The organism is Candidatus Nealsonbacteria bacterium DGGOD1a (assembly GCA_022530585.1).
Taxonomy (GTDB): domain Bacteria; phylum Patescibacteriota; class Minisyncoccia; order Minisyncoccales; family UBA5738; genus UBA5738.
Genome location: CP092821.1, coordinates 108,582 through 135,385 on the forward strand (window position 1 = coordinate 108,582; position 26,804 = coordinate 135,385).

A 26,804-nucleotide genomic window follows, 5' to 3' on the forward strand; every position below is an offset into this window, starting at 1 on the left:
CTTCACCCCCCATCTTTTCGGCTAAAATGCGTTGTGCCAAGCCCGATTCCCAAGCCGGCTGCCGGTTTGCGAGCGAAGCCCTGGGTTGGTACTCCAAAACAGGGCGAAGTGAGCTTAGTCGGGGGTCAGAAGCTGGCATTTTGGACTGGGTTTTGGTATTCTTAAACTATTCAGGATTTTGCTGGTAGAAAGTGCAAACTTCTTTCAGTAAAGACCACCCATAAGATAATTTGAAGATTGCACAGGTTAAACCTGTGCGATTGCGTATATGGCCGAGTTTAAATTTGAAATAATAAAACAGGATAAAAATTCGCGCGCGCGCGCCGGGGTGATCCATACGCGCCGGGGAGATATTGAAACGCCTTATTTTGTGCCGGTGGGGACTTTGGCGTCGGTGCGCGGTTTGGATTCATCCGACCTTGGAATGTTGGGCGCGCAATGCGCGCTGATCAACACTTACCATTTGCATTTAAAGCCGGGCGACGAAACGATCAAGAAATTGGGCGGAACTCATAAATTTATGAATTTTGATTTGCCCTTGTTTTCGGATTCGGGCGGCTTTCAGGCGTTCTCGCTGGGATTGGCGCGCGAGCACAACATCGGCAAGATCGGCGTTTTCCCGGAAGAAACCGCGAACAGTGAACTTCTCGGAAATTTTAAAAGGGTCCGACCCTTTTTAAAAGGGTCCGACCCTTTTAAAAAAAATCTGGTACGAATCACCGGCGGGGGTATTGAATTCCGATCAATCTATGACGGATCGCGGCATTTTTTCGATGCCAAGAAATCGATGGAAATACAATCAAATTTGGACAGCGATATCATTATGGCGTTTGACGAATGCACCTCGCCGCTTTCGGATTATGATTATACCAAGATCGCGATGGCGCGGACTCACGATTGGGCCGAGCAATCGCTGGAATACCACAATAAAGACCAGGCAATCTACGGCATAATCCAAGGCGGTTATTTCAAGGATTTGCGCGATATTAGCGCGAAATTTATCAATGATCTGCCTTTTGACGGGATTGCCATCGGCGGGTCGCTGGGAAAAACAAAAGCGGATATGCACGAAATTATTGATTGGGTGATTCCGCAATTGGATGTCCGGCCGCGCCATCTTTTGGGAATTGGAGAGATTGATGATATTTTTAAATCCGTGGAACAAGGAATCGACACTTTTGATTGCGTGGCGGCCACGCGCAACGCGCGGCGCGGCTGTTTGTTTGTATTGCCCGAATCGGGCGGAAGTTTGGCCAACAAATTCCGCCTCAACATTTCCGGCGCGAAATATAAAAACGACAGCGATCCGATTGACGCAAACTGCCATTGCCCGGTATGCGAAAATTACTCCCGCGCCTATTTGCGTCATTTGCACAACGCGCGCGAATTAAGTTATTTTCGCCTGGCGACGATCCATAATTTGTGGTTTATGCTTCGCCTGATGGAAAAAATCCGGGAAAGCATAGAAAACGGCAGATTCGCGGAACTGAAAAAAGAATGGTTGGGATAATGGACAAAATCAATAATTTTTGGTATGAATAATTTGTTTGAGGTGCGGTCGGGTTGATTTTTATCAGAAATTCATTAACCTATCGCTTATCGCTATTTGTCGCCGAGTTAGCCAAGTCGGTCACGGCGGATGACTGAAAATCATCAAATCTCGGTTCGATTCCGGGACTCGGCACCACGATTTCACTTTCCGGCACTTTGCCGGGCATGGAACTATTCTTGATAAGATTTTGCTTGCTCCTCTCCGGATTACCTCCGAGGGGCGGCGTTCGCGAATGTGCCACCGGGATCGGATTTTGGTTCCGCGTTTTTGGTTTGACGAACACCTCGGAGGTGATAGAATATCAATATAGATTGATATATGGAAACTCCCAAATGCTGCAAAGGCAAAAAGAAAACAAAGGAGATCGCTGGCGTTGCGGTCATTTTAAAATTGCTGGCCGAAGAAAACCGGCTGAAAACCCTTTGCATACTCCAAAACGGCGAATATTGCGCCTGCCAGATCATAAAGCACCTTGGCCTGCCTCAAAACCTGGTGTCGCACCATTTAAACAAGCTAAAAGAATCTGGCTTGATCCAAGGCCGCAAAGAGGGGGTCTGGATTCATTATTCGCTAACCGAGAAAGGCCAGCGCATAACCAAAGCCGTGCTTGAATTAAATTAGACTATGATAAAACTTTTAATCGAATGGAAGCATTTAAGCGTGAGCGGCAAAACTTGCCAGCGTTGTTCTGATACCGGCAAAAACATTATCCAGGTTTTGGAAGATTTAAAAAACGACTTGCAATTTAAAGAAATCAGTTTTGAATTTGTAGAAAAAGAGCTTTCAGCAAAAGAGATCAAACACTCCAACGAAGTGCTTTTCAACGGCCTGCCCATCGAAAGCCTTATATCCAACTCCAAGGCAGGGGAAAGCGATTGCCAATCTTGCGCCGATCTGGTGGGCCAGCCGGTAAAATGCCGCACAGTATGTTGCGAAGGGAAAACTCTGGAAGCAATTCCAAAAGAAGTAATCAAAGAGGCCATATTAAATTGGCTTAAGCAAAGCGATAATTTAAAAATCATGGAAAACAAAATCACTAAAATCGAAGTCATCGGTTCCGGCTGTGCCAACTGCAAGAAGTTGCACGAATTGGCGATAGCCGCGGCTAAAGAATTGAATATCAATGTTGAAATTGAATATTCCAATGATATTCAAAAAGCTCTTGCAATGGGCGTAATGCAATTTCCGGTGCTGGCGGTAAACGGCAAGGTCGTGCTTACCGGCCAGGCGGATCTGAAAAAGGTTAAGGACGCGTTAAGCAAAGAGGATAAAACCGACAACCAGTCTGGTTGCTGCCCCTGCGGCGGCGATTGCGGTTGTCTTTAATTAAGGCTTTATGGATATTTTTTACCCCATTCAAGCGTTTGCCGACCTGGCGGTAAACAACTGGCTTGGCATAACCAATGAATATTGGGCCAAGGCTTTAAACTTTTTTATTTACGACACTATAAAGATCGGCTTGCTTTTAGTGGCCATCAATTATTTGATGGCCATAGTGCGTTACTATTTTCCGGTAGAAAAAGTCAGGGATATTCTATCCAGCCGCAAGTGGTACGGTTTTGATTACCTGCTGGCCGCTTTGCTGGGAACGATCACGCCGTTTTGCTCCTGTTCTTCTATCCCGCTGTTTATCGGTTTTGTAAGTGCGGGCATACCTTTGGGCGTAACTTTTGCCTTTTTGATCGCTTCGCCATTGGTAAACGAAGCTTCGCTTTTTATCTTTCCTTCAATTTTTGGGCTGAAAATGGCATTGATGTATAACGCTCTGGGCATAATTGTAAGCGTTTTGGCCGGAATGGCGATTCAGCGATTGCGCATGGACAAAAATGTAAACCCCGAATTTTTAAGATTCAAAACTCAAAAGCGGGCGATTGAAGAAAACGGCGGCCAATCGATATCGATCAAAAAAAAGCTTTTGATCTGGTGGCGGGACGGAATAGGTGTTTCAAAAAGCATTTTTCCCTATGTTTTGCTGGGTGTCGGCATCGGCGCGCTGATCCATGGTTTCATTCCGCGCGATTTTGTGGAAAACAGCTTGGCGGTTCGGCAATGGTGGGCGGTGCCTTTGGCGACGATCCTTGGTTTGCCGCTCTACGCCAACTCGGTGAGCGTGATTCCGGTGATTGAGGCTTTGACGCAAAAGGGCGTGCCGCTTGGCACTTCGCTTGCTTTCATGACCGCCACCGTTACCTTATCCATTCCCGGCCTTTTGATACTCAAAAAAGCGATGAATTGGAAATTGTTGTCGGCTTTCGCGGTTGTTGCCACCATCGGCATTATGGCCATCGGTTATTTTTTCAACTGGATTCAGCCTTAAAAACAAGAAATGAGAAAAACAATCTATATCTTCTTAATAATTTTGGGCATTGGCGGAGTTTTGGGGTTGATGTCGGCAATACCCAAAAAAGACGCGGCCGGCGAACAATCGGCGAATTTTGATTCTGCGTCTAACCTCCAAAAAAACACCGGCAATATGTCGATTGCGGTCGCGCCCGCCCAAAAAGTGGAAGTTTTTCTGTTCCACCGTACGCAAAGATGTGCCACCTGTATTGCCATCGGCAAGTTAAGCGGCCAAACGGTTGAAGAAGAATTTGCCCCGGAAATTTTAAAAGGCAAAGTGGTATTCCTGGAGGTTAATGTCGATGAACCGCAAAACAAAGCTTTAGCCGAGAAATTCCAAGCCCGCGGTTCATCTTTGTTTATCAATGTTGTCAGGGGAGGAAGCGATAACATCCAAGAAGATATGGAGGTATGGCGGTTGACCAATGACCCGCAAGCTTTTAAAAATTATCTGGCAGGCAAGATCAACAGACTGCTGGGCAAACAATGATGGAATTTTTAAACGCATTTATGGATAATAGCTCGATTTCTGCCGTTACTGCCATCCTCTTGGGCGTCTTAACTTCGATCAGCCCTTGCCCGTTGGCAACCAATATCGCGGCCATTGCCTACCTTTCCAAAAATCTAAAAACTATCAGAGGCACTCTGTCCAATGGCATATACTATGCCCTGGGTCGGGCGGCTAGCTATACTTTGCTGGCCATTTTAATTTATTACGGATTATCGGCTTTTCAAGTTTCTAAATCCGTCCAGGAGTGGGGCGAAAAGCTTTTGGGCCCTTTGCTTTTGTTTATCGGCTTGGCAATGTTTGATGTGATAAAAATCAAGTTTCCCTCCGGCAACGGCCAACTGGAAAAAATAAAGTTTTGGCTGGCGGGAAAGGGAAGCCGGGGAGCCTTCCTCTTGGGCGCGATATTTGCCCTGGCCTTTTGTCCTTACAGCGCGGTACTCTTCTTTGGCGCGCTTATTCCACTGGTGCTAAAATCTTCCGGCGGCCTGCTTTTACCTTCTTTATTCGCCCTAGGTACCGGCTTGCCGGTTATTATTTTTGCCTTCTTAATCGCTTTTAGCGCGCAAAAGATCGGGGCAATGTTTAAAGTAATGCAAAGAATCGAAAAGATTATGCGCTATGCTGTAGCCATAACTTTTATTTCAGTCGGCATATATTATCTGCGTTTTGCGTTTCATGCCAATGGTTGACCATTAAAACTCGCGAAATATTTTTATAAAGGGTTCGACCCTTTGGATTATGTCTCGGGAATACTTGGGACGGGCGATAAGACTAGACCTTTGAAATGAGAAAACACCCCGAATGCTTTCTTGCCAGGGGCTAACCCCTGCGATTACACAGGGGATAGACCCTTAAAATACAAACCCCAGTGAGGGGTTACGCCGCGCGCTATTGACATTGAAAAATTTGAAGAGTATGATTAAGGCAGTCCGATGAAAATCGGACATTAGTTTTAATTAAAATGTAAAAATCAAAAATCAAAATGACAATGCGAAATTTAAAATTAGATAATTTTTAAATTTGTTCAATTTTTAATTGTCATTTTTCATTTTAATTTTTAAATTTTACATTTACTATCGTGGATCTAAAATCATTCGCGTCGGCGGTTAACCAGTTGGCGCAAGAAAAGGGGCTGGCGCCGGAAAAAATAATTGAAAGCATTGAAACCGCGCTGGCGGCGGCTTACAAAAAAGAATACGGCGAAAAAAGCCAGATAATCAAAGCCAAGCTTGATCCCAAAACCGGTCACGCGGATTTTTGGCAAGTGAAAACAGCAATGGATGATTCGATGATCTTTTCCGAGGAGGAATTGGAGGAGATGAAGACGGCGGCGAGCGAAGGCGGGGAAACTTATTCGAAGGAAAAAATCGGGGAAGCAAAATCCGTTCCCTTTGTCGAAGGCTCCGGCGAGCCGACGGAGAAGGTGAAGTTCAACCCGGAAAAACATATCATGATCGATGACGCAAAAAAGGACAATCCCGGAATTGCCGTCGGAGAAGAAATAATCATTCAATTGGAGGAAAAACAAGATTTTGGCCGGATCGCGGCGCAGACCGCCAAGCAGGTGATCATCCAAAAAATTCGCGAGGCGGAAAAGGAAACAATTTTCGCCGATTTCAAACTTAAGGAGGGCGAAATAATTTCGGGCGTGGTGCAAAGAATCGAAGGCCGGTCGGCGTTTATGGATATTGGCAAGACCACGGGCGTTTTGAACCGCGAAGAGCAGGTGCCGGGCGAATTTTACCGTCCCGGACAAAGGCTGAAGGCGTTTGTGCTCAAAGTGGAACAAACTTCCAAGGGACCGATTATCTTTTTATCGCGCGCTTATCCAAAGTTTGTTTCCAAGTTGTTTGAATTGGAAGTTCCCGAGATCGGTTCCGGACAGGTGTTGGTTAAATCGATCGCGCGGGAAGCCGGATCGCGGACAAAGATCGCGGTGGCGTCAACGATGGAAGGAATCGACCCGATCGGCGCGGCGGTGGGACAGCGCGGTACGCGCGTGACCGCGGTGATCAATGAATTGGGCGGCGAAAAAATCGACATTATCGAATATTCGGATGATCCGCAAAGATATATTATCAACGCTTTGTCGCCGGCGAAGATTATGGAGGTGAGGGTCTTGCCCAAGAATAAAGCATTGGCGGTGGTTCCCGACGATCAGTTGTCGCTGGCAATCGGCAAAGACGGCCAGAATGTTCGTTTGGCGGCAAAGCTGACCGGTTGGAAGATTGATGTGCGCAGTCCGGAGAATTTGAGCGAAGCATTAGCGCAGGCCGAGGAAGACGCTGAAGAAATCGTTATTGCCGACCGAACAGAAGAGAAAAACGAATCGGCTAAAACCGCGGTTTTGGAAATCGCCAAGGACGGAGAAAAAGATAAAGAAACAAAGAAAGCAAAAACCAAAAAACCCGCGCCGGAAGCTAAAAAGGAGAAAAAAGCCGCGAAGCCGGCCAAGAAAACAGCCGCGAAAGCAAAAAAAGCGAAAAAGGAATAATTTGCAACAGAAACGCAATTGATCAAAAAAATGAATAAAATTATTGTTACAAAATTACCCAAATCAAAAGTTGAAATCGCGGTTGAAGTTCCCGCCGAAGAATTCGCGATATTTTTCGATAAAGCTTTGGCTGAAATCGCCAAAGAGGCGGAGATCAGCGGTTTTCGGAAGGGCGCCGCGCCCAAGGAAATGGTGAAGAACAGAACGGGGGCGGCGAAAATTATGGATCGCGCCGCGAGTTTGGCCATCGAGGCGACTTTCCCGGCGGCGATTATTGAAAACAAACTGGAACCGCTGGGTTATCCGGAGGTCAGTATCACCAAATTGGCCGAGGGCAATCCTTTGGAATACAAAGCGGTTGTCGCGGTTTATCCGCACGCCGAATTGCCCGATTACAAACAGATTGCCGCGGGATTCAAATTGGAAGAAGTCAAAGTGACCGATGAGGACATCAAAAGGTTGAAATCGGAGAAAGAGCGGCATTTGCGCGAGCATTTGCGCGAGGATGCGCTTGAGGCGGTGGCGCAAAAAACCGCGATTGAGATTCCCGATATTTTGATTGAACGGGAAACCGAAAAGATGATGCGCCAGCTCAAAGAAAAAACGCCCCAAGTGCTGAATATGAGTTTTGACGAATACTTGAAAAAATTGGGCAAGACCGAAGACCAGCTGCGGGAAGGTATTGCCAAAGACAATGAGCGGAAAATAAAAAATTATCTGATTTTGCAGGAAATCTCCAAGCGCGAGAATATCGCGGCCAGCGACGGGGAAGTGGAGTCCGCGGTGGTTAAGGCTCTGGCCGACGAAGCCGCTTCCGCCGAGCCGGGAACCGCGGCGCGAAAGGAAGGGAACGGCGATGAAGACGCCAAGCCGGTTGTTGACGAGCAAATCAGGGAATATTATCGCGAAAACATCAAGACCGAGAAAACTTTCCAGTTTCTTGAAAGCAATTTCAAGAAATCCTAATTAAAAATGTAAAAATCAAAAATCAAAATGACAATGTAAAATGTTAAAATTATTTAACTTGGCATTTTACAATTTTTAATTGTCATTTTCCATTTTGATTTTTCATTTTTACATTAATTATGAATCTCATTCCCACCGTTATTGAAAAAACCCAATATGGCGAACGGGCCTATGATATTTACTCGCGTTTGCTCAAAGAAAGGATTGTGTTTTTGGGCGGCGCGGTTAACGATTCGGCGGCCAATTCGATTATCGCCCAATTCCTTTTTCTGGCGTCGAAAGACGAAAAAAAGGATATTCAGCTGTATATCAACAGTCCGGGCGGATCGGTGACCGCGGGGTTGGCGATTTACGACACGATGCAGTTCATCAAATGCCCGGTGGCGACGACTTGCGTGGGTATGGCCGCGTCAATGGGCGCGGTGCTGCTCGCCGCGGGCGCCAAGGGCAAGCGGTTTGCTTTGCCCAATTCCGAGATTATGCTGCACCAGGTTGCCGGCGGCGCCGAAGGCGTGGCCGCGGATATCGAGATCAACGCCCGACAGATATTAAAAATAAAGGAAGTGCTCAACGGCATTATCGCCCGGCACACGGGGCAAAAAATCGAAAAGATCACCAATGACACCGACCGGGATTATTATCTGACGGCCGCGGAAGCCAAGGACTACGGCATTATCGACGGAGTGATTAAAACCAAAGTATAGGGCGGAAATCATTGAATTATCAAAACAAAATTCGCCCAAAAGGCGAATTTTGTTTTGCGCGGTATTGTATAGTACTTGGCTTATTGTTTATAATTAAAAATATCAAAAACATTGAGTTTGCCGTTGGTACATAAAAAGGTCGAAATAAAATAAAAACATATGAAAATGTATTTAATTGCAACAATATGCGGGCTTTTAATGTGCGCCAGTTTGGTTTTTTTTGCAACAACCAGAGTATCGGCGCAGGCAATGACAGAGTCGCAACGGCTTCAATTGGAATCATTGGCCGGTTTAATCAGTAAAATGCAGAAACAGGCCGTTGATCTGCAAGATTTGGTGGACAAGGCAACCGTAAGAGAAACAAGTAGTGCCAATACGACCGCGTCTTCTGCCGCCGACGCAATTTGCGGATTGGCGGGAGAAGTGTTGAAAATGGATATTGTCGGCAGGTCGGGGATAAGCATATATACTAGCATCCGTGAATGTTGCGGGGGGTTGACCAAGCTTCCGATATATACAATAGATAATTTGGGCAATTGCAAATCCGTGGGTTCTAGCGTGGGAAATGGTTCTATGCAGACGAAAAATCCGTTAACAGGCGAATGGATTTCCGATTCAACTAATTTCTATTGGAGCAACCGTGTTTGCGCGAAAGTTGGCGATGGAGTTTGCGGGACAGGAGAAAACAAATGTAATTCTACGGATTGTAAAACTGCGACTACCGACGCGAGAGGCAATGAAACATGCTATGTTTCGAATGGCAGGAGCTATTTGAAAGGTAGCCATGCATCTTCAAGTTTTTATTATCCGTCTGGTTTTGATAGATGTTGTATCGGCAGAAGCCAGAACAATTGTACGACATTGAGTGGCGCATCGTCATGCAACGGAATCGCTTCCGTCAGGGGGTGCGATGTTGATTGCAAACCGATATTAAAGTGCGCCAGATTTGTTGCCAATGGTTCGGCCTGCAATATGAATTTAGATTGCAAATCCGGAAATTGCGCCGAAGGAGTGTGTTGCAACGATACGCAATGCGGGTGGGGACCTGGTTATGGGGGGGCAACTCTGGAATGCGTTAATGTCGGAGAGCAAAGATCCAGTGATTTATTTAGCGGAACTTGTATATTTTCGGATGAATATGGAACTGGAGTTTGGGTAGCCAATTAGATAACTTGGCAGGTGCTTTGCAAAAGAAAGGGTACCGCCCTTTCTTTTGTTATGCGGAGCTCTGTCTGCGGAGCTCTTTTCAAAAAAAGCGGATGTGTTATAATTTATTTAGGTTAGCAAAGTTTGCGTTTAAGCGTTTTTTTAGCACAAATCCATAACCGCATCGCGTCCGCTTTAATTCGCGAAAGCGCGACGTTGTCTGACTCCAATGTTTAAACCAATCACAATTAAGAAAATCTTTTTAACAGCGTTTTTCTTGGCGGTTGCGATTAGCATTTGGCAAGGACAAAATGGCATTTCCGTGTTTGCCGCTGATCCGCAGAGTTGTAGCGGTTGGGGGGATTATCGGGATGCTTGTCCATCGGGAACAAGTTGCAACAACTATGTCTGTTGCCCTCCGGGGTATTGCGGCTGGGGTAACGGGTTTGATTTTTCACGGGCTTGCGTTGCCAACGGCCAAACAATGGGGACTCATCGAAACAAAGCGATTTGCCGTAGCGGAGATTGGAAAACGCAATTGTACGGTTATGGATGCGAGCGCGAGGGTTACGAATGTGACAGCGGTACATGTCATGACGAGGGGTGGGATTTTCATTATTGCCGTGATTTTGAAGCCGTTGATCGGGGAGTTTCACAAAGTTGCGCCGACGGCGAAACCTGTCCCTCGGGTACGAGTTGTTATTATACGCAGCCCGGTAATCCCACAATTTGTTGTCCGCCGGGTTATGGTGCTTATGGCGGCGGGAACTTTGCCAAGACGTGCTTGGCTGCCGGCGAGATCCGGCAAAATATCTGGGCGCAGCAAAAGTTTAACGGCAGTACTTTTGTGATGCATGACACCGGAAGCTGGGGATGCCATGTACATGGCGTCTGCCCGGCGGGAACTAGTTGCCAGTTTATTAACGATGAATATCATTGCCTAGGTTCCGTTCCGATGCCCGCATCTTATTTCGCTAACGATAATTATATTTCTGGAATATATCCGGCGGGAACCTGCAAAAGCTGCTTGGCGCAGGGAAAAAATTGCGGCATTGTTTCGGATAGATGTGGCGGTTATATTTATTGCGGCGAGTGTGCGGCGGGATCGCAGAGTTGTGTTGATAATGTATGCACTACGGCTGGCGTGTGCGCGGGCGACAACAATGTGTCCGGCTGGGCGTGGTCGGAAAATATCGGCTGGGTAAGTTTTAACTGCGCGGATATAAACGCAAGTACGGGCGGCGGTAGTCCCAGCCCGGAGTTAGGGTTGGTTAGAATAGATTCTATATTAGGAATTACTCAACAGGTGGCGATGTCGGATAATGGCCAGTATCAAATTGTGTCAGGGGATTGGGAGTATAAGGAAGGGGAACAAAAGTGGACATTTTACACATCCAACGATTATGGTAAAACATGGATTAGGCAGGTTGATAATGCAGGTGCTTATCTGGTTTATGGCGATGCCGCGATATCGGATGACGGCCAATTCCAGATAGTGGTTGCCGGTAGTCGAGGGGTATCTTACGGTGAAATGTATATTTCCACCGATGGCGGTGAATCTTGGTCTAAAAACGCAAGTTATAGCAATATACCATGGTCATCGGTGGCGATGTCGGGAGACGGTAATTATTTAATCGCAACCAGTTATGATGGTTTTTATGTCTCGCTTGATCAAGGATTGACATGGTCGAATTGTATGCCTATAGGCAGTTGGTCTGGAGCGGCTTTATCAAGCAACGGCAAGTATCAAATTGTTACGGACGAGCATTTTCTTGGTTATAGATATTCTTCTGATTACAGCAGCGGGACTAAAGGTGGTTGCGGATTTGTTACCGGTGATTTTATTTTGGGACCGATAGAAGATTATATAGGAGATCGATCGGTGGCGATGTCGGATAGTGGCCAATACATTACTGTCGCGATGAATTCATCTACGAATAATTCCGATTATCTCTATGTTTCGTCAAATAACGGAGTTAGTTTCGAGAAAAAGGGGTTGGAAATAGGGTGGGATTCTGTGGCGATGGAAGATGATGGCAAACATCAAATAGCGGTTGGCGGACCAAGCGATAGGGAGTGGGGAAGTCGGGAAATATATGATTCGTTTGATTATGGCAATACTTGGACGAAAAGATCGGATGGCGCGATACCGTCCGGAACGAGAGTTGATGTCGCCGTATCCGCAGACGGAAGTTGTGAATTATATGCGTCAGGTAGATTATACAAAGTTGGGTGTGATGGTGCGGGCGGCGGGTCTGGGGCCGAAATATCTAACATTGATTATGGGGTGGATATTGACGAAGACACGGGTTATATGTCAGGCTATGCCTGGTCGGAGAATATCGGCTGGATATCCTTTAATGAATCGGATATCGCCGGATGTCCTTCGGGTGTTTGCAAGGCAAAAATGGCGACTGTGCCTTCCGACGGAAAATATGCGATAACCGGCTGGGCGCGGGTTTTATCGGTGAAAAACGAGCCGGCGAATAACGGCGGCTGGGAGGGATGGATAAAGCTTGACGGAACCTATATAGATTCCGTTGGCGATTTCCATGAATTCGCGTGGTCGGATATGGTTTTGGGGTGGTTGAGTTTTAACAGCGCCGATTGCGACGGCACCAGATGTACCGCGGTTGGATCATACAAGGTTCATGTTGATCTGCCGCCGAAAGCGAAAATAAGTTGTGGCGGAGATTGTCAAGGAGGGCTTTGCGACAGCGATCCGGTTTCGGAATGGGTGATGTACCAGCCGATCGGCTGTCCGGCCTGCCAATTTAGGGTTAAAAGCACTGAATTGTCAAGCGGAAACATAGCGTGCACGAATTGGAAATTGATAAATGCGAGCACCAATGCGGTGGAGTGGCAATCCAATGTCAGCGATCTGACTTTCCCGGTGGGCGTGCCGGTCGGACATTTTAGATTGCAGCTGACGGTGAGCGATGACAACAGTAATTCCGATTGCACCGCGGGAAGTTCTTCGACCGATACCCATTTGATATGGATAAAGCGCGAAGTTCAAGCGGGTTTTATGTGTTCGTTTGAAAGTCCGTATCCGACCGAAGATGTTCCCGAACCCGATCCGAATTGGATGGATTGCAACAGCAGCGCTTTCAAGAAATTGGCAAAAAACCAAACGGTGTATGTAACCGACGATCCGGCGAAAAGCATCCATTCGACGAAATCGGAAGGCGCGGGCAACATATCTTCGCGAAAGTGGACATTTACGATTGACGGGGCGGCTTCAAGCACCATCGGCACGACCGCCAGTTTCAACGCGGGAAAAACCAATAAGATCGATCTTAAAGTGACAGATGACAATCTTCCCGGGCAGGAAGGCTTCGGGCGGCAGGGCTGCATGTCGATTTCGGCCAATGCCAAATCGTTGCCCAAATGGCAGGAAGTCAGTCCGGTGGGGATGATCTGGAATTATTTGGTTGCCAGTATCTCAAAAGTTTTCGCCACTCTGTAGGGAAGAGAAGCGGTTTTCATTGAGCTGATTATAAATACCTCGCGAACCGATACGCGACAACGCAAAAGATTGTCCGCGGGCAGTTTTTGATTTGAAAAAGAACGGTTGTCGGTTTGCGGCGGCAAGAATATGGATGTAATTATGATAATTGAGTTTGTGTTCGTGTTGGCAACCGGCGCCACCATCGGGTATTATTCGCGCCAGGCGCTTGCCAAGAAACGCGCCGGCACCATCGAAAAAAACATTGCCGGAAAATTGGCCAAGGCTAAAATTGAAGCGCAAAAAATTGATCAGGAAGCGCAAACAAAGGCGCAAAAACTTTTGGAAGCGTCGCGTCAGGAAATAATTTTGCGCCAGCGGGAAATCGGCAAGACCGAGACATCGATTTTGAAACGGGAAAGCGTGTTGGAGCAGAAGATTGCCGAATTCGAAGTTGAAGAAAAGGAATTCCAGGAAAAAGTTAAAAAATTAAAATCGTTAAAAGAAACGCTTGACGAATTAAACAAGCAGGCGGTGGAAAATCTTGAGCGCACGGCCGGATTGACGAAAGTTGACGCCCATAATGAGCTTTTGGATACTTTGGAAAAAGAATACGCCAAAGATTTGTTGGAAAGAACCCGCAAGCTTGAAACCGAAGGTATGGAGCCGTTCAAGAAGCGCGCCCGGGAGATTCTGGTGGGCGCGATACAGAAATTCGCGCTTTCGCAGGCGCAGGAAGTGACCACTTCGGTGGTGAGTTTGCCCAACGATGACATTAAGGGCCGGATTATCGGCAAAGAGGGGCGCAATATCAGGACTCTTGAACGATTGACCGGGGTGGAAATAATTGTCGATGAAACACCCGAAACCGTGGTGATTTCGGGATTCGACCCCACGCGCCGGCAGATTGCCAAAATTGCGTTGGAGAAATTGATCCAAGATTCGCGCATCCAGCCGGCGCGGATCGAAGAAACCGTTAAAATAGCCGAAGAAGAGATTACCACGCAAATCAAAGAAGCGGGCGAACAGGCTTGTTATGATGTCAACATTCCCGATCTTAACCCGCGGCTGGTGCAATTGCTGGGAAGATTGAAATTTCGGACCAGTTACGGCCAGAATGTTTTGCTTCATTCCGTTGAAGTTTCGCATTTGGCGGCGGCGATTGCCGCGGAAGTGGGCGCCAATGTGAAAATCGCCAAGCGGGCGGGATTGTTGCACGATATCGGCAAGTCCGTCGACCAGCAGATTGAGGGGACGCATGTCGAGATCGGCGTTAAAATTCTTGAAAAATTCAATGTTGATCCGGCCGTGATTTCGTCGGTGAGATCGCACCATGAAGATTTTCCCTATGAAAGCATCGAAGGCGTGATCGTGCAGGCCGCCGATCAAATTTCGGGAGCGCGGCCGGGGGCGAGAAAAGATACGGTGGAAAATTATTTAAAGCGTTTGGGGGAGTTGGAAGGCATTGCCACCTCGTTTGGCGGCGTGGAGAAAGCTTGGGCGCTGCAAGCCGGCCGCGAAATTAGAGTGTTTGTCCGGCCCAAGGATGTCGATGATTGGGGCGCCAAAAAAATGGCCAAGGATATCGCCAAGCGCATTGAAGAAGAATTGCGCTATCCGGGCGAAATTAAAGTCAATGTGATCCGTGAAACCCGCGTTATCGAATACGCCAAATAATCGAACCGAAAGATATTCCAAAAGGCGGCCTCGCAAGGCCGCCTTTTATTAACTGCGCAACTTGAATTTTTTTATTGAGGTTGATAAAATGAAATAATTTTGCCGGTAATTTGCAATATGCGCGGAAATAAAATCATAATTATAGTCATTGGCGTTGTTTTTGCGGTTATGGCGGCAATCGGGTTTTGGGAGTATGCCGGCGGTTTTCTTGGCGGGAATGATCAAAAACCGCAATTTCAACCGTTGCCAAAAACCGAATCCGTTGAAAATGAAAACAAAAACAGCGGTTCCATCGATCTCGTCCGTCCGCCCTTCCTTGATGAATGATCGAGAAATTAAATTAAAAAATATGAAAATGAAAAATTTTTACCAGTTATTTGCCACGGCCGCAGTTCTTGGTTTTTTCGCCGCAATGCCGCAGGTTTCAAACGCCCAAACCGCGACCACAACCTTTCCGGTCGATCAGGCCGGCATCGCTGCCTATGTGAAACTCGGCCAATTGAGTTTGGATAATTTCGAGAACGCGAAAAATAACCTGTTTGATTATGTGGAAAATGCCGGAAGCGCTTACCTGATTGGCGTCAAAAAATATCCGGTTAGCGATATTGAGATTACCAACAATACGATTGATGTCCGCCTTTATCTTGGCGCCAACGGCTGGCTGGTGGCCTATCTTCCGAAAGACCAGGAGCCGAGCCGGATCGTTAATTGGCATTCGGGCCAGCCGTTGAGCAATACGATTCTGAAGGTTGCCGTTGACGACGCGGTCCAAAAAATCGGCGCGGCCGCGGCCGGGCCCGTGAACTACTATGATTTTGTCTATCCTGGTGCCAACAAAATGACTTTTGCCCGGCAAAACCTGAGCGATACGCTCGAAGGCGCCAATTCCGATTTGTCCAAAACAATCAGCATTTTTGTTCCCGGAACTTTGTTGCAAGCAACCTATGCCATCAAGAGTTATGCCTCGGAGTGGGTGCCGAACAACGGTCCCCGCGCAGTATTGAATTTGAACAATGAACAAGTTGCCGTTTGCAACCCCGGTTCTTTTGGATACGGAACCTATCCCGGCGCTTTGTTCGCTTCGAACGCGAACAACAGCATCGAGCTGGCGCGGGGCAGCGGCATAAGGTATGTTTCGGCAGCGACCGCGCTGATCTATAAAACAAATTAACCAAAAATGTCAAAGAAACAAAAAATCTGGTTTGCGGTATTTCTGGCAATGTTCGCGGTGCCGGAAGTGCTGTGGGGATTGGTGAATACATTTTTGTTTAAAATGTCATTGTTCCCGCCGCTTCAATCAAATAAGTTGAATGCTTTAATAGTTAGTATCGAATTTGTTGGTATTTTATTCGCTACCATTATTTCTTTTCTGTTTTATACCCCCCCAAATATTTTCTTAAGGGCCACGATAAGAATTGTTTTTTTGATTTTGTTGTTGTTAACTTTTTATCTTTTATTGTTTTCTTTTAATTTTAATCCGCAAATTTGAACAATGAACAAGTTGCCGTTTGCAACCCCGGTTCTTTTGGATACGGAACCTATCCCGGCGCTTTGTTCGCTTCGAACGCGAACAACAGCATCGAGCTGGCGCGGGGCAGCGGCATAAGGTATGTTTCGGCAGCGACCGCGCTGATCTATAAAACAAATTAACCAAAAATGTCAAAGAAACAAAAAATCTGGTTTGCGGTATTTCTGGCAATGTTCGCGGTGCCGGAAGTGCTGTGGAGTCCGATAGCGAATTTTTATTATGGTGTTATCCGGGACAGCAATCCTGGCAGTTATTACCACGAATTTCGTGATAATTTTTTGACAAATGGAGATAATACAGGAAGTCTAAAACTTGTCATAGTAACTCAATTTTTAGCTTTAATGGTTGTTTTTGTTATTTTAATAAAGTCTAAATTTAGCAATAGTGTTGCTAAAATAATTGCAATCCTATTATTAAGTCTTTTAATTTTTTGCGTTGGGTTTGTCACTTTGTTTATGATGAGTTTTAATCTCCAAATAGGTTGATTATACCCATGGAATTTAATCAGAGAATCTTTTTGTTTTTGGTATCGATTTGTTTGGTTTGCCAACCAATTTTTGCGTTTGATCAGGGAAGGATTAGCGATGCGGACGAAGAATGGTCAACGGATAGCGGTCGAATAGATCAATCTATCATCGATTCTTCAGGCGCAAATTTCAATTTATTCAATGAAGCGGTGATTTGCCACGCTGATGAGGTTTGGAGCTATGAGTTTGGAACAGTACCTAATGGCATGATCGATTCTTCAGACGCAAATTTTACTTTGCCCAACGAAGCGGTGATTTGTCATGCGGATGAAATCTGGAATAATGAATTGGCTGGTGTCCAGTTAAACGACGGTTCCGCGATTCAACAGGAAATAATTACCGGCGAGCAGGAGTGGGCGGAGAGCAGGTCAATTGACAAACAAGTTGTCATCAACGCCGGCGCGCGGCTGACGATCAAGAAGGGCGTGAAAATAACTTTTCAAAACAATGGCTCGATTCTGGTCAACGGCGATTTGCTGGCCAAGGGAACCGTGAAGAATCCCATAGTTTTCAATGGTATGAACGGATACGCCGGAAGAATAATCACCGTGGGAGAATCGGGCAAGGCCGATTTCAGAAACGCGGAGATTTCCACGAGCGCGATTGACGGCGGATTGCCGCCGCGGCAAACCGCGGTTTCGGTTTCCGGCGCGGGAATCTTGGAGATGCAGGCCTGTAACATCAACGGCAACGCGGCGGGAATCGAATTAAACCGCGTGAACGGCGGCAATATAAAAATCAATCGTTCGAAGTTTTTCAACAATATCGTTGATGTTGCCAATAATGATCCCGCCGCCGCAGTCTTGCCGGATTTCAAATGGAATTGGTGGGGAGATTCCGACGGACCCAATCAATCGCGCGTTACGGGAGTTGTCGATTCCGCCAACTGGGTCGCGGAAGAAAGCTTCCGCGACCCGGTAGTGGTGGTGCCGGGAATCCTTGGTTCGTGGATGAAGGATGGCAAATATGAAATTGATCCAGTGTTGCATTCTTTCGACGACTTGATCGCGCAACTGAAAGCCGCCGGTTATGTTGATGGCGTTGATTTATTTGAATTTCCCTATGAATGGCGTCAAAGCAATATCGACAGCGCGCGATTGTTGCGCGATAAGATCAATGAAATAAAAATCGAAAATAATAATTATCCCAAGATAGATATTGTTGCTCATTCCATGGGTGGACTGGTGGCGCGGCAATATATTGAATCCGCTGATTATCAAAACGATATTGATCAATTGATTACTATAGCAACGCCAAACAATGGATCGCCCGAAGTTTATTTAATACGGGAAGCGGGAGATTTAAAGCCGGGATTATTTGAATTTTTCGAAAAAAATGTTTTTATTCACGAAGCCAAAGAAAATGGATTTCCCGATGTTTTCCCTTATGTGCGCGCTCGCATATCTTCGGTTTCGCAGATATTGCCGATTTATGATTATTTATACGAATCCGATACGGGCGCGTTGCGTCAATATCCGGTTGGCTATCCTCGAAATGATTTTTTGGAGAATTTAAACCAAGTTGAAAAAATTAAAAAAATCAACGCGATAGAATATGATAAAATTATTGCCAATCTTAACGAGAGCAATAGCACAATTACTGGATTTTTCATTGAGCCGACCCAGCAATATCCCAAATGGGAGCATGGCTATCCGGTAAATTACGATATTTTGGCTGGTTCAAGAGGTATGATTAAAGGAGCTGGCGACGGCACCGTGCCAATTGAATCAAGCCAGAGCGCCAATGTTCCTCAAGACGAAATTCTTGTTGAGAATTCGGAGCACATGCACGCTATCAGCAATAGCCGCCAAGATATAATTGAATTTTTGCTTGGTTATCGTATGCCCGCGGTTGGCGTTGAATGGAAAATGCCGAATTTAATGCTGGTACAGGTTTTTTCACCAGTGGACATTCAGGTGGTTGCGGCTGATGGCAAATGGGTTGGCAAAAACATTTCCAATTTACCGGTAACCGATAGAATTGCCGAGGCGTATTATACCGGTTATGATGCGCAAGCGGAATTTATTGCCATTCCCAATCCGAGCGGCGAATATAAAATTATTACACAAGGCACAAACACCGGCGATTATTCCGTGGAAGCAACGGTGATTTCGCAAAATAACGGAAATGGCCAAGCCCAAGAAGCAACGACCACGATTCAAGGAATGGCGGTCTTGGGGAAAGTTGATCAAATGGAAATTGAAGTGAGCGATGGAAAAGTTATCGTTAATAGCGATATTTTAGCGCCGGTGATTAAAATAAACTTGCCGGAGAATGGTAAATCATATCTTAATAACCAAATTTTGCCGATAAATTATCAGGTAAGCGACAATAAAACCGCTACGGATACAATTGAAGTCGGTATTTTTTTGGACAATGCCACAACAACCGGCAATGTTATTGATCTTGCTTTCCAAAAAACAGGCGATCACGCGTTGAAAATTGAAGCAAAAGATGAGGCGGGCAATGCAACTTCGACCGTAGCCACATTTGAAGTGTCGGCTTCAATTGATTCGATCATCGCCAATATCAATCGTTACGCGGCTATGGGTTTGGTTAACAAGGCTGAAAAATCCATTTTGAATGTTCAAACGCAATTATTGAAAACGCAATTCCGCCTTTTGGAGCGAACCAAGAACAACCCCAGACTTTCAGTCAAGGCCAAGGCTCTTGCGGTTTCTATTATTAGATCAACAATCAATTCGCATATTGACATAATGATCAAAGGAATCAAGAAAACAACCGCTAAGATAATTGATGCGAATGCCGCATTTTTGCTTATTGATAACTTGAGGTATATTAAGATAAAATAATTATAAAAAAATGATGGATGATATTGGTTTGGGCAGGGCATTGGCGAATGCGGCTTATTTGTTTCTTTTTTCTACAGCGCTTATCGGAGTATTGATTTTTTTAAAATTTGGAAAGAGGTTGTTTGCTTTTTGGTGGGTGTCGGCGATGGCCAATATTTTTGCATTTTTATATCTTTTGGGCGGGTATGGCGATTTTGTCTATATGATGCAGATAGTTGCGATGATTGCGTGGCCGATAATCAATATTGCTTGGCTATTGGATTTGATTAGAGATTATTTAAAGAACAAAAAACACAAATAAATTGAAACAAAATAATTCTCTGCCAACAAAAACCAGATTGGCTTTGATAAAAACCGCTCGAATCGCGATCAACAAGCAAATTGATTTGCTGGTAAAAGAAATAAAAATGAGCGATAAGGGAATTGACGCGAAAATTATAAAACTGCTTATTGATTCGCTGGAGAATGTTAAAATAAAATAAAATTAACAATAATAAATAAAGTATGCTGGGAATATATGAAGGTATCGGCCGCATTTTAGGTATAGCGACTTATATTTTAATCTCTCTCTTTGCTTTAATCGGCGGTTTAATTTTTTGGTATAAGAAAAAAATTTCATGGGCTTTTTGGTGGCTATCGGCGATGGCCAATATTTTTGCATTTTTATATCTTTTGGGCGGGTATGGCGATTTTGTCTATATGATGCAGATAGTTGCGATGATTGCGTGGCCGATAATCAATATTGCTTGGCTATTGGATTTGATTAGAGATTATTTAAAGAACAAAAAACACAAATAAATTGAAACAAAATAATTCTCTGCCAACAAAAACCAGATTGGCTTTGATAAAAACCGCTCGAATCGCGATCAACAAGCAAATTGATTCGCTGGTAAAAGAGATTCAAAAATCGGCGGGCAAGGGGATCAAAATCGATATCGTAAATTTGTTGGTGGATTCGTTGAAATACATTAAAATAAAACCATAGCAATTTAAAATATATGAATTTATTGGGTTTTTATCCCGACAAGGAGTCTGATTTTAAATTTACGGTTTTTCTTTTTGCGATCGCGGCAATGGTTTCGATTTTTGTTCTTATAAAAACTAAGGATAGAATAAAGGCCGGCAAAACTTTTTCGGTTTTGGGCAATCTTGCGTTGTTGCCTGCCGGTTGCGCGGGAACATTATCGATTTTCGGCATGTGGTGGCTTGGACTTTTTGCGGTTTACATCTGGCCGATAATCAACATTATGCTTTTCGTAAAAAGAAAAATTCTGGCATTATTCCTATGTTCAACGGCACTGAATGTGTTTTTTGCATATGTTTTCTTCGATAATCCTCCTTATAGGCTTGGATTGTTCAGCGGTATTCTTTGGCCCGCAACCAATATCTTGCTACTGGCTTACATTCTAATCAAAAGGAAACGGAAAGGCGGATGAGGCAGTCTCGCGCGCATTAAAACAAGTTAAGATTGGAAACCAAATGAACAAAAAAATCAAAACCACTGTAATAGCCGCGGCCATTCTGGGATTGCTGGCGTTGATATGGTTTTTCGCCGCGGACTATCTGTTCGCGTTCATTCTTTCAAAGATTTTCCCGCCCGGCCCGCCGGCGCCGACAACGCAACTGCTTCCCTGCGACGGCAATCCGGCCAGCCAAGTGGAGTTGGGGTATCCTCATATTGGCGGTTTGACCGCGGAATTTACCACTTCGGGCGGCGAAATTTATGTTGTTGCGCGAAGGTATGAACACGGAATTTTGCTCCCGAACAGAGGGGGAACCGGTATTTATGTTGGGGTTTCTACTGAATTGCCGGTTTGGGATAAGCAAAGAAGCACGATAAGTAATGTTTACCAAGAGGTAACTGCTTTGGAAAAAGGCTACGCCGCATTAACTTTGCCCGCCGGCCGTTATTGGCTTTGGTCAAGCGCGGGCGGCGATATCGTGGTCTACAGTTGCGATCCCAATGGCGTGAGCGATCCCAAGCCGGTGCGGTAGGAAATAAATTTGTTTTGGTCGGAGTTGTTGGTTTTTATTCCGAAAACAAAAAAGTAAATGATGTTTTAAGTTTTTTACAAAGAGAGGGGGTGAACCCGCTTTTAGGCGGCTTTCCAAAATAACTTCCATACCATGCCCGCATCTTTGTTCCAGATTTAAAATTTCCTCGGTCGCAATATTTTCAATGTAGCGATCGCCACACCTCAAATATTGCTCGGTCGGAAATTTGAAATCTGGGACAAATCTGCGGGTAATATATGGAAGTTATTTTGGAAAGCCGCCTTAGGCTGTTGCGGCTCTTTTTTTTGGTGTATAATCGAATAATGACGGGTATTATAAAAAAAATTAAAAATCGCGCGGAAAATTTTTCATTGCCGGCCGCCCGCGGTTTCACGCTGGTGGAGATGCTGGTGGCGATCACGATATTTTCCATGTCTATGGGCGTGGTGATGGAATTATTTCTTCATTCAATGCGTATCCAGAGAACTTTGGTGGCGCACGCCCAGCTGATCAACGAGATGTCTTACAACTTGGAACATATCAGCCGCGGCTTGAGAATGGCGAAAAAAAGCGCGGATTCGGCTTGTTTGTCGGCGCCGGGAAAAAATTTTGAAATAACCGCTTCCGGCGTCAAATTTCTGAATCCCAAATTGAACGGCGGGACTGAATGCGTGGAATATTATTTGAGCGGCCAAACTTTATTTGAAAGGCGCGATGCCGGGGTATGGTCTTTTAATTTGCCGCTGACTTCGCCGGATGTCAAGGTGTTGTCTTTTTCCGCGGCGGGATCGGGCTGGTCCCAGGAAGATTTTTTGCAGCCGCGGGTTACGGTGTATATCAAGGCGCAGAGCAAGGAAAACGAGATTTTGGAAAATCAAATCACGGTGTCGCAGCGCGATATTGATATCAATGAATAAATTCGCGACAATTCGCCGGGGCGGCCTCGGTTTGTTTACCGGCGGCGGATTATATAAATTTACCGATCCAAATTATGTTAAATTTTGGCAAAAAAATTAATTTATTTTTGGAATTCAACCGCCGCAACGGCAGAAGAGGAATCGCGATTTATCTGGCCGCGGTGGTTCTGACGATAATCCTGGCGGTTGCTTTGGGGGTGAGCTTGCTGTCGGTTTACCAGTTAAAAAGTTTGAACGAGGCCGGAGCTTCGGTAGTGGCTTTTGCCGCGGCGGAAACCGGAGTTGAATGGTCCCTTACTTCGTGGATATCGGGTAGTTATCTGGACACGACGAATTACCAGTCGGCTTGTCCTTGGGACGCTGCAACATCAAAATATATTTGCGCCCGGAACATCGCGTTGGGCGACGCCAGTTATACCGTCGACGCGTCATTATGCGGTCCGGCCAACGAGTATTTGTGCGTCAGATCGCTGGGAAGCTATCGCAATACCCAGCGGGCGATCAGAGTCCAGATGTAAATTTTGATTCTTTTGGTTGATGGCGGGGTTAATACCCCGATCGCGGACTCGAATGGAAAATATAAAATTTATTTTGCATGTCTAAACAAGAAGCTAAAGAACGGATCGCGAAATTGGCCAGACTTATCAATCATTACCGCTACGCGTATCATATACTTGACAAGCCGGAAATTTCGGATGAGGCGCTTGATTCCTTGAAAAAGGAACTTTTTGATTTGGAGGCGCTTTGGCCCGATCTTGTTTCGCCGGATTCGCCGACGCAGCGCGTGGCCGGACGGCCTCTGGCGAAGTTTACCAAATACAGCCATAAATCGCCGATGATTTCATTTAACGACGCGTTTTCCGCGCAGGATATAAACGATTGGCTTGATCGCGCCAAGCGATTGTTATCGGACGCCGAAATCAAAAAAATCGATTTTTTTTGCGAGCCGAAACTCGACGGATTGGCGATAGAGCTGATTTATGAGAATGGCAGTTTGAAAGTCGGCGCCACCCGCGGCGATGGCCGTATCGGCGAGAATGTCACTCAAAATTTGAAAACGATCGAAGCCATACCCTTGCGTTTGCGTTCCGCCGATGAGATTGTCGCCGGATTGCGCGCGAGCGGATTGAAAAAAATGGCCGCCGCCGCGGGCAACGGATTGAAAGAAGTGATTGTGCGCGGCGAGGTGGTTATCACCGCGCGCGAGTTCGACCGGATCAATAAAAAACAAATGGAGAATGGTTTGCCGCAATTTGCCAATCCCCGCAATCTGGCCGCCGGATCGATTCGCCAGCTTGATCCGAAGATTACCGCTTCCCGCCATCTGGATTCGAATTGTTACGCGCTGGTTAGCGATTACGGACAGATTACCCACGAGGAAGAGCATAAATTTTTGGAGATTGCCGGTTTTAAAACAAACAATAAATTCAGCAAGTATTGCCCGGCGTTGGCCGATGTTTTCGCTTTCCATGAATATTGGTATAAAAATCGCAAAAATCTGCCCTATGAGATTGACGGTATCGTGGTGGCGATTAACGATAATGCCATTTTTAAAAAACTGGGCGTGGCGGGCAAGGCGCCGCGGGGCGCGATCGCGTATAAATTTCCGTTGAAACAAACAACAACGATCGTGGAAGATATTTTGGTGCAGGTGGGCCGGACCGGCGCGCTGACGCCGGTGGCGGTTTTGAGTCCGGTGGCCGTGGGCGGAGTGATGATTTCCCGGGCGACTTTGCACAACGAGGATGAAATCCGCCGGCTCGGGTTGAAGATCGGCGACACGGTGGTGGTGGGCCGCGCCGGCGATGTGATTCCGGATATTTTAAAAGTTTTGCCCGAATTGCGGACCGGCCGGGAGCGCGAATTTAGAATGCCCGAAACCTGTCCGATTTGCGGCGGACGCGTCGCGAAAAAAGAAAGCGAGGCGGTTTGGCGGTGCGCCAATCTTGAATGTTTCGCCGTTCAGAAAAGAAATTTGGATCATTTTGTTTCCCGGGCGGCTTTCAATATCGACGGCATGGGTCCCAAGATTATCGAACATTTGATTGACGAGGGCTTGATTCGCGACGCGGCCGATATTTTTAATCTTAAAGAAGGCGATCTTGTTCCTTTGGAACGGTTCGCGGAAAAATCCGCTAAAAATCTGGTGGAAGCGATAAACCAAAAAAAGCGGATAACTTTGCCGCGTTTTGTTTACGCTTTGGGGATTCGCAACGCGGGCGAGCAGACCAGCCGCGCTTTAAGCGACAGCTTTGGCAGTTTTGAAAAAATTAGAACCGCTTCTTTGGAGGATTTGCGGGCAGTGGCGGACATCGGTCCGGTGGTGGCGGAATCAATTCGCGAGTGGTTTGCCAAGCCTGAAAATTTGAGATTGATCGATAAGTTTTTTGATGTCGGGATTAAAATCGAGCCGTACAAAAAGGCGGATGGCAGATTGCGAGGCTTGAGCTTTGTGATTACCGGCACGCTTGAATCAATGAGCCGCCAGAACGCCAAGGACATTGTGCGCGAATTGGGTGGCGCGGCGGCGGAGACGGTGTCAAAAAACACCGATTATCTGGTCGCGGGCGAGAATCCCGGATCAAAATTCGCCAAAGCGCGAAAATTGGGAGTGAAGATTATCGACGAAAAAGAATTTAAAAAAATAACAAGTTGACCGTTGCCGGACTTTTGCGGCCGTATTGCCATAATTTGTTTCAAATTCGTTTTTTCAATGAGCGGGCAGCGGGATTTGCACCCGCGCCGAAACCTTGGAAGGGTTTCGTGCTGCTGCTACACTATGCCCGCCTTCGGTTTGCCGAAGCGAACCTTTGGCGAGGCGAAGCCCGCCGATAGGTTCGCGAAGGCGACCTTCGCGATTGTATTTTTTTGTCGGGGCGCCCGGATTCGAACCGGGACCAAATCCTCCCAAAGGACTCATGCTGCCGTTGCACTACGCCCCGCCTTCGCTGAAGCTACGGCGGACAAGCCCGTTTCATCCTTTGGGCGATATTTCTTCTTTCTCCATTATCCTATATCGTAATTGTTTTTGCGTCAACGGCGCGTTATAATAAACAATAAAACATAGACGACGCTAACGCAATTTCACAATGAATAAAATTCTTAAAGCGGCTATCGGCCAATTGGATATTATTGGCCAGTGCGGGAAATACAATGTTCCGTTAAGGCAATGTCCGCAATTTCTTTTTTTGGTGATGGGCGGCGTGATTGTTATTGCCGTGGTTGCCACTTATCTTGTCGGCATACGCTATGGCCAGATCGATCCGGAAATGATCGCTTTGATTGTTATCGGTCTGGCCACGGTGATGCTGGTGATTTCTTTTATTATCGTGCGCAGTTTTGAGCAGTTGGCCGAGGCCAGCCGTTTGAAGACCGAATTTGTCAGTATCGTGTCGCATCAGATACGCTCGCCGCTTACCAATTTAAAATGGATTGTCGAGATATTAATGTCGGGGATATTGGGAAAAATCGAAGGCAAACAAGAAGAATATTTCCGGATACTGAAGGAAAATTTGGAAAGGATGCAAACGCTCGTCAACGATCTTTTGACGGTGTCGCGAATCGAGGCGGCCGCGTTTGTTTTAAAAAGGGAAGAATTTTCAATGGAGAATGTGGCGCGCGATCTGATCGCGGAATTTGAACCAATCGCCAAATCATCAAACATTAAAATCGGGATGAACGCCGAACCCGGATTGCCGAAAATTTACAGCGATCCGTTTCAAATTCTGCAGGTTCTGGAAAATTTGCTGTATAATGCCGTGCGCTATATGGGTTTTTCTTCCGAAAAATCCGACGGCGAAAGAAAAGTGGAAATCAAACTCTTCCGCAAGGGAGACTATATTTATTGCGAAGTGCAAGACAGCGGCATTGGCATTCCCAAAGACGATCAAAAATATATTTTCCAAAAGTTTTTCCGCGCGGAGAATGTGCGGCGCTATCAAACCAGCGGTTCGGGCTTGGGACTTTATATTTCCAAGAGCATTATCGAAAGATCGGGCGGCAAGATGGGGTTTTCCAGCCGCGAAGGGTTGGGCGCCACTTTTTGGTTTAAACTGCCGGTGGCGGAAAAGAAAAATTCCAGGCAATAAAACAATATATCTTGAATTACGAAACGCTTTGCATTTGGGGTCTATCCCTTGCTGCCCGTCCCGAGTATTCCCGAGGGATAATCGCAAGGGTTAGACCC

Annotated in this window: 27 protein-coding genes and 3 tRNA genes; 28 read left to right on the forward strand and 2 right to left on the reverse strand. The window is 46.1% G+C overall.

The genetic code is table 11. The features are described from left to right. Positions 1-268: 268 nt before the first annotated feature. From tgt to ligA, 27 genes are all read left to right on the forward strand, one after another. Positions 269-1,510: a tRNA guanosine(34) transglycosylase Tgt gene (gene tgt, locus L7H18_00580; protein ID UMX48027.1), complete on the forward strand. Its 1,242-nt coding sequence runs from the start codon at positions 269-271 to the stop codon at positions 1,508-1,510. Positions 1,511-1,611: 101 nt separating this feature from the next. Then, a tRNA-Phe gene (locus L7H18_00585) sits at positions 1,612-1,687 on the forward strand. A gap of 183 nt (positions 1,688-1,870) precedes the next feature. After that, the gene (locus L7H18_00590; GenBank protein UMX48028.1) at positions 1,871-2,173 is read left to right on the forward strand and encodes a metalloregulator ArsR/SmtB family transcription factor; all 303 of its coding nucleotides are present in this window, start codon (positions 1,871-1,873) and stop codon (positions 2,171-2,173) included. Positions 2,174-2,176: 3 nt separating this feature from the next. Further along, positions 2,177-2,878, forward strand: a complete 702-nt coding sequence (locus L7H18_00595; protein ID UMX48029.1) for an MTH895/ArsE family thioredoxin-like protein — start codon at positions 2,177-2,179, stop codon at positions 2,876-2,878. A 10-nt stretch (positions 2,879-2,888) separates the two neighbouring features. Further along, the gene (locus L7H18_00600; protein ID UMX48030.1) at positions 2,889-3,869 is read left to right on the forward strand and encodes a permease; all 981 of its coding nucleotides are present in this window, start codon (positions 2,889-2,891) and stop codon (positions 3,867-3,869) included. A gap of 9 nt (positions 3,870-3,878) precedes the next feature. Then, positions 3,879-4,382: a nitrophenyl compound nitroreductase subunit ArsF family protein gene (locus tag L7H18_00605; GenBank protein ID UMX48031.1), complete on the forward strand. Its 504-nt coding sequence runs from the start codon at positions 3,879-3,881 to the stop codon at positions 4,380-4,382. After that, a complete protein-coding gene (locus tag L7H18_00610) occupies positions 4,379-5,092 on the forward strand; it encodes an aromatic aminobenezylarsenical efflux permease ArsG family transporter (protein UMX48032.1) in 714 nt (237 codons plus the stop codon). The genes L7H18_00605 and L7H18_00610 overlap by 4 nt, the downstream gene beginning before the upstream one ends. 389 nt (positions 5,093-5,481) lie before the next feature. Further along, complete coding sequence (gene nusA, locus L7H18_00615) at positions 5,482-6,897, forward strand: transcription termination factor NusA (GenBank protein UMX48033.1); 1,416 nt, start codon at positions 5,482-5,484, stop codon at positions 6,895-6,897. 30 nt (positions 6,898-6,927) lie between these two features. Next, positions 6,928-7,863, forward strand: coding sequence for a hypothetical protein (locus L7H18_00620; protein ID UMX48034.1), 936 nt, complete (start codon positions 6,928-6,930; stop codon positions 7,861-7,863). Positions 7,864-7,982: 119 nt separating this feature from the next. Then, positions 7,983-8,567: an ATP-dependent Clp endopeptidase proteolytic subunit ClpP gene (gene clpP / locus L7H18_00625; protein UMX48035.1), complete on the forward strand. Its 585-nt coding sequence runs from the start codon at positions 7,983-7,985 to the stop codon at positions 8,565-8,567. A gap of 159 nt (positions 8,568-8,726) precedes the next feature. Next, positions 8,727-9,734 carry a hypothetical protein gene (locus L7H18_00630; protein ID UMX48036.1) on the forward strand — a complete coding sequence of 336 codons (1,008 nt, stop codon included), beginning with the start codon at positions 8,727-8,729 and terminating at the stop codon, positions 9,732-9,734. 208 nt (positions 9,735-9,942) lie between these two features. Next, positions 9,943-13,182: a hypothetical protein gene (locus L7H18_00635; protein ID UMX48037.1), complete on the forward strand. Its 3,240-nt coding sequence runs from the start codon at positions 9,943-9,945 to the stop codon at positions 13,180-13,182. A gap of 129 nt (positions 13,183-13,311) precedes the next feature. Continuing rightward, positions 13,312-14,838 (forward strand): ribonuclease Y, encoded by a 1,527-nt coding sequence (gene rny, locus L7H18_00640; GenBank protein ID UMX48038.1) that lies wholly within the window; start codon positions 13,312-13,314, stop codon positions 14,836-14,838. Positions 14,839-14,955: 117 nt separating this feature from the next. After that, a complete protein-coding gene (locus L7H18_00645) occupies positions 14,956-15,165 on the forward strand; it encodes a hypothetical protein (GenBank protein UMX48039.1) in 210 nt (69 codons plus the stop codon). A gap of 22 nt (positions 15,166-15,187) precedes the next feature. Beyond that, entirely contained in the window at positions 15,188-16,009 is an 822-nt protein-coding gene (locus tag L7H18_00650; GenBank protein ID UMX48040.1) for a hypothetical protein, read from the forward strand. A 314-nt stretch (positions 16,010-16,323) separates the two neighbouring features. Further along, the gene (locus tag L7H18_00655; protein ID UMX48041.1) at positions 16,324-16,488 is read left to right on the forward strand and encodes a hypothetical protein; all 165 of its coding nucleotides are present in this window, start codon (positions 16,324-16,326) and stop codon (positions 16,486-16,488) included. A 6-nt stretch (positions 16,489-16,494) separates the two neighbouring features. After that, positions 16,495-16,851 carry a hypothetical protein gene (locus tag L7H18_00660; GenBank protein ID UMX48042.1) on the forward strand — a complete coding sequence of 119 codons (357 nt, stop codon included), beginning with the start codon at positions 16,495-16,497 and terminating at the stop codon, positions 16,849-16,851. An 8-nt stretch (positions 16,852-16,859) separates the two neighbouring features. Then, on the forward strand, positions 16,860-19,706 hold the full coding sequence (locus tag L7H18_00665) for a hypothetical protein (GenBank protein UMX48043.1): 2,847 nt from the start codon (positions 16,860-16,862) through the stop codon (positions 19,704-19,706). A gap of 10 nt (positions 19,707-19,716) precedes the next feature. Next, positions 19,717-20,007, forward strand: a complete 291-nt coding sequence (locus L7H18_00670; GenBank protein ID UMX48044.1) for a hypothetical protein — start codon at positions 19,717-19,719, stop codon at positions 20,005-20,007. Position 20,008: 1 nt separating this feature from the next. Beyond that, entirely contained in the window at positions 20,009-20,188 is a 180-nt protein-coding gene (locus tag L7H18_00675) for a hypothetical protein (GenBank protein UMX48045.1), read from the forward strand. A gap of 22 nt (positions 20,189-20,210) precedes the next feature. Next, the gene (locus tag L7H18_00680) at positions 20,211-20,504 is read left to right on the forward strand and encodes a hypothetical protein (protein ID UMX48046.1); all 294 of its coding nucleotides are present in this window, start codon (positions 20,211-20,213) and stop codon (positions 20,502-20,504) included. Between the two features lies 1 nt (position 20,505). Next, a complete protein-coding gene (locus L7H18_00685; GenBank protein ID UMX48047.1) occupies positions 20,506-20,691 on the forward strand; it encodes a hypothetical protein in 186 nt (61 codons plus the stop codon). Between the two features lie 13 nt (positions 20,692-20,704). Further along, positions 20,705-21,142, forward strand: a complete 438-nt coding sequence (locus L7H18_00690; protein UMX48048.1) for a hypothetical protein — start codon at positions 20,705-20,707, stop codon at positions 21,140-21,142. A 43-nt stretch (positions 21,143-21,185) separates the two neighbouring features. Then, entirely contained in the window at positions 21,186-21,701 is a 516-nt protein-coding gene (locus L7H18_00695; GenBank protein ID UMX48049.1) for a hypothetical protein, read from the forward strand. 257 nt (positions 21,702-21,958) lie between these two features. Then, positions 21,959-22,618, forward strand: a complete 660-nt coding sequence (locus tag L7H18_00700) for a prepilin-type N-terminal cleavage/methylation domain-containing protein (GenBank protein ID UMX48050.1) — start codon at positions 21,959-21,961, stop codon at positions 22,616-22,618. Positions 22,619-22,692: 74 nt separating this feature from the next. After that, entirely contained in the window at positions 22,693-23,136 is a 444-nt protein-coding gene (locus tag L7H18_00705; GenBank protein UMX48051.1) for a hypothetical protein, read from the forward strand. A 77-nt stretch (positions 23,137-23,213) separates the two neighbouring features. Next, positions 23,214-25,274, forward strand: a complete 2,061-nt coding sequence (gene ligA, locus L7H18_00710) for an NAD-dependent DNA ligase LigA (GenBank protein UMX48052.1) — start codon at positions 23,214-23,216, stop codon at positions 25,272-25,274. Positions 25,275-25,334: 60 nt separating this feature from the next. Here ligA and L7H18_00715 read toward each other — a convergent pair. After that, positions 25,335-25,405: transfer RNA gene (locus L7H18_00715), tRNA-Gly, on the reverse strand. 84 nt (positions 25,406-25,489) lie between these two features. Continuing rightward, positions 25,490-25,560: transfer RNA gene (locus L7H18_00720), tRNA-Pro, on the reverse strand. Between the two features lie 147 nt (positions 25,561-25,707). On the opposite strand from L7H18_00720, the gene L7H18_00725 reads away from it, so the two are divergent. Then, the gene (locus tag L7H18_00725; GenBank protein ID UMX48053.1) at positions 25,708-26,706 is read left to right on the forward strand and encodes a HAMP domain-containing histidine kinase; all 999 of its coding nucleotides are present in this window, start codon (positions 25,708-25,710) and stop codon (positions 26,704-26,706) included. Positions 26,707-26,804: the final 98 nt, after the last annotated feature.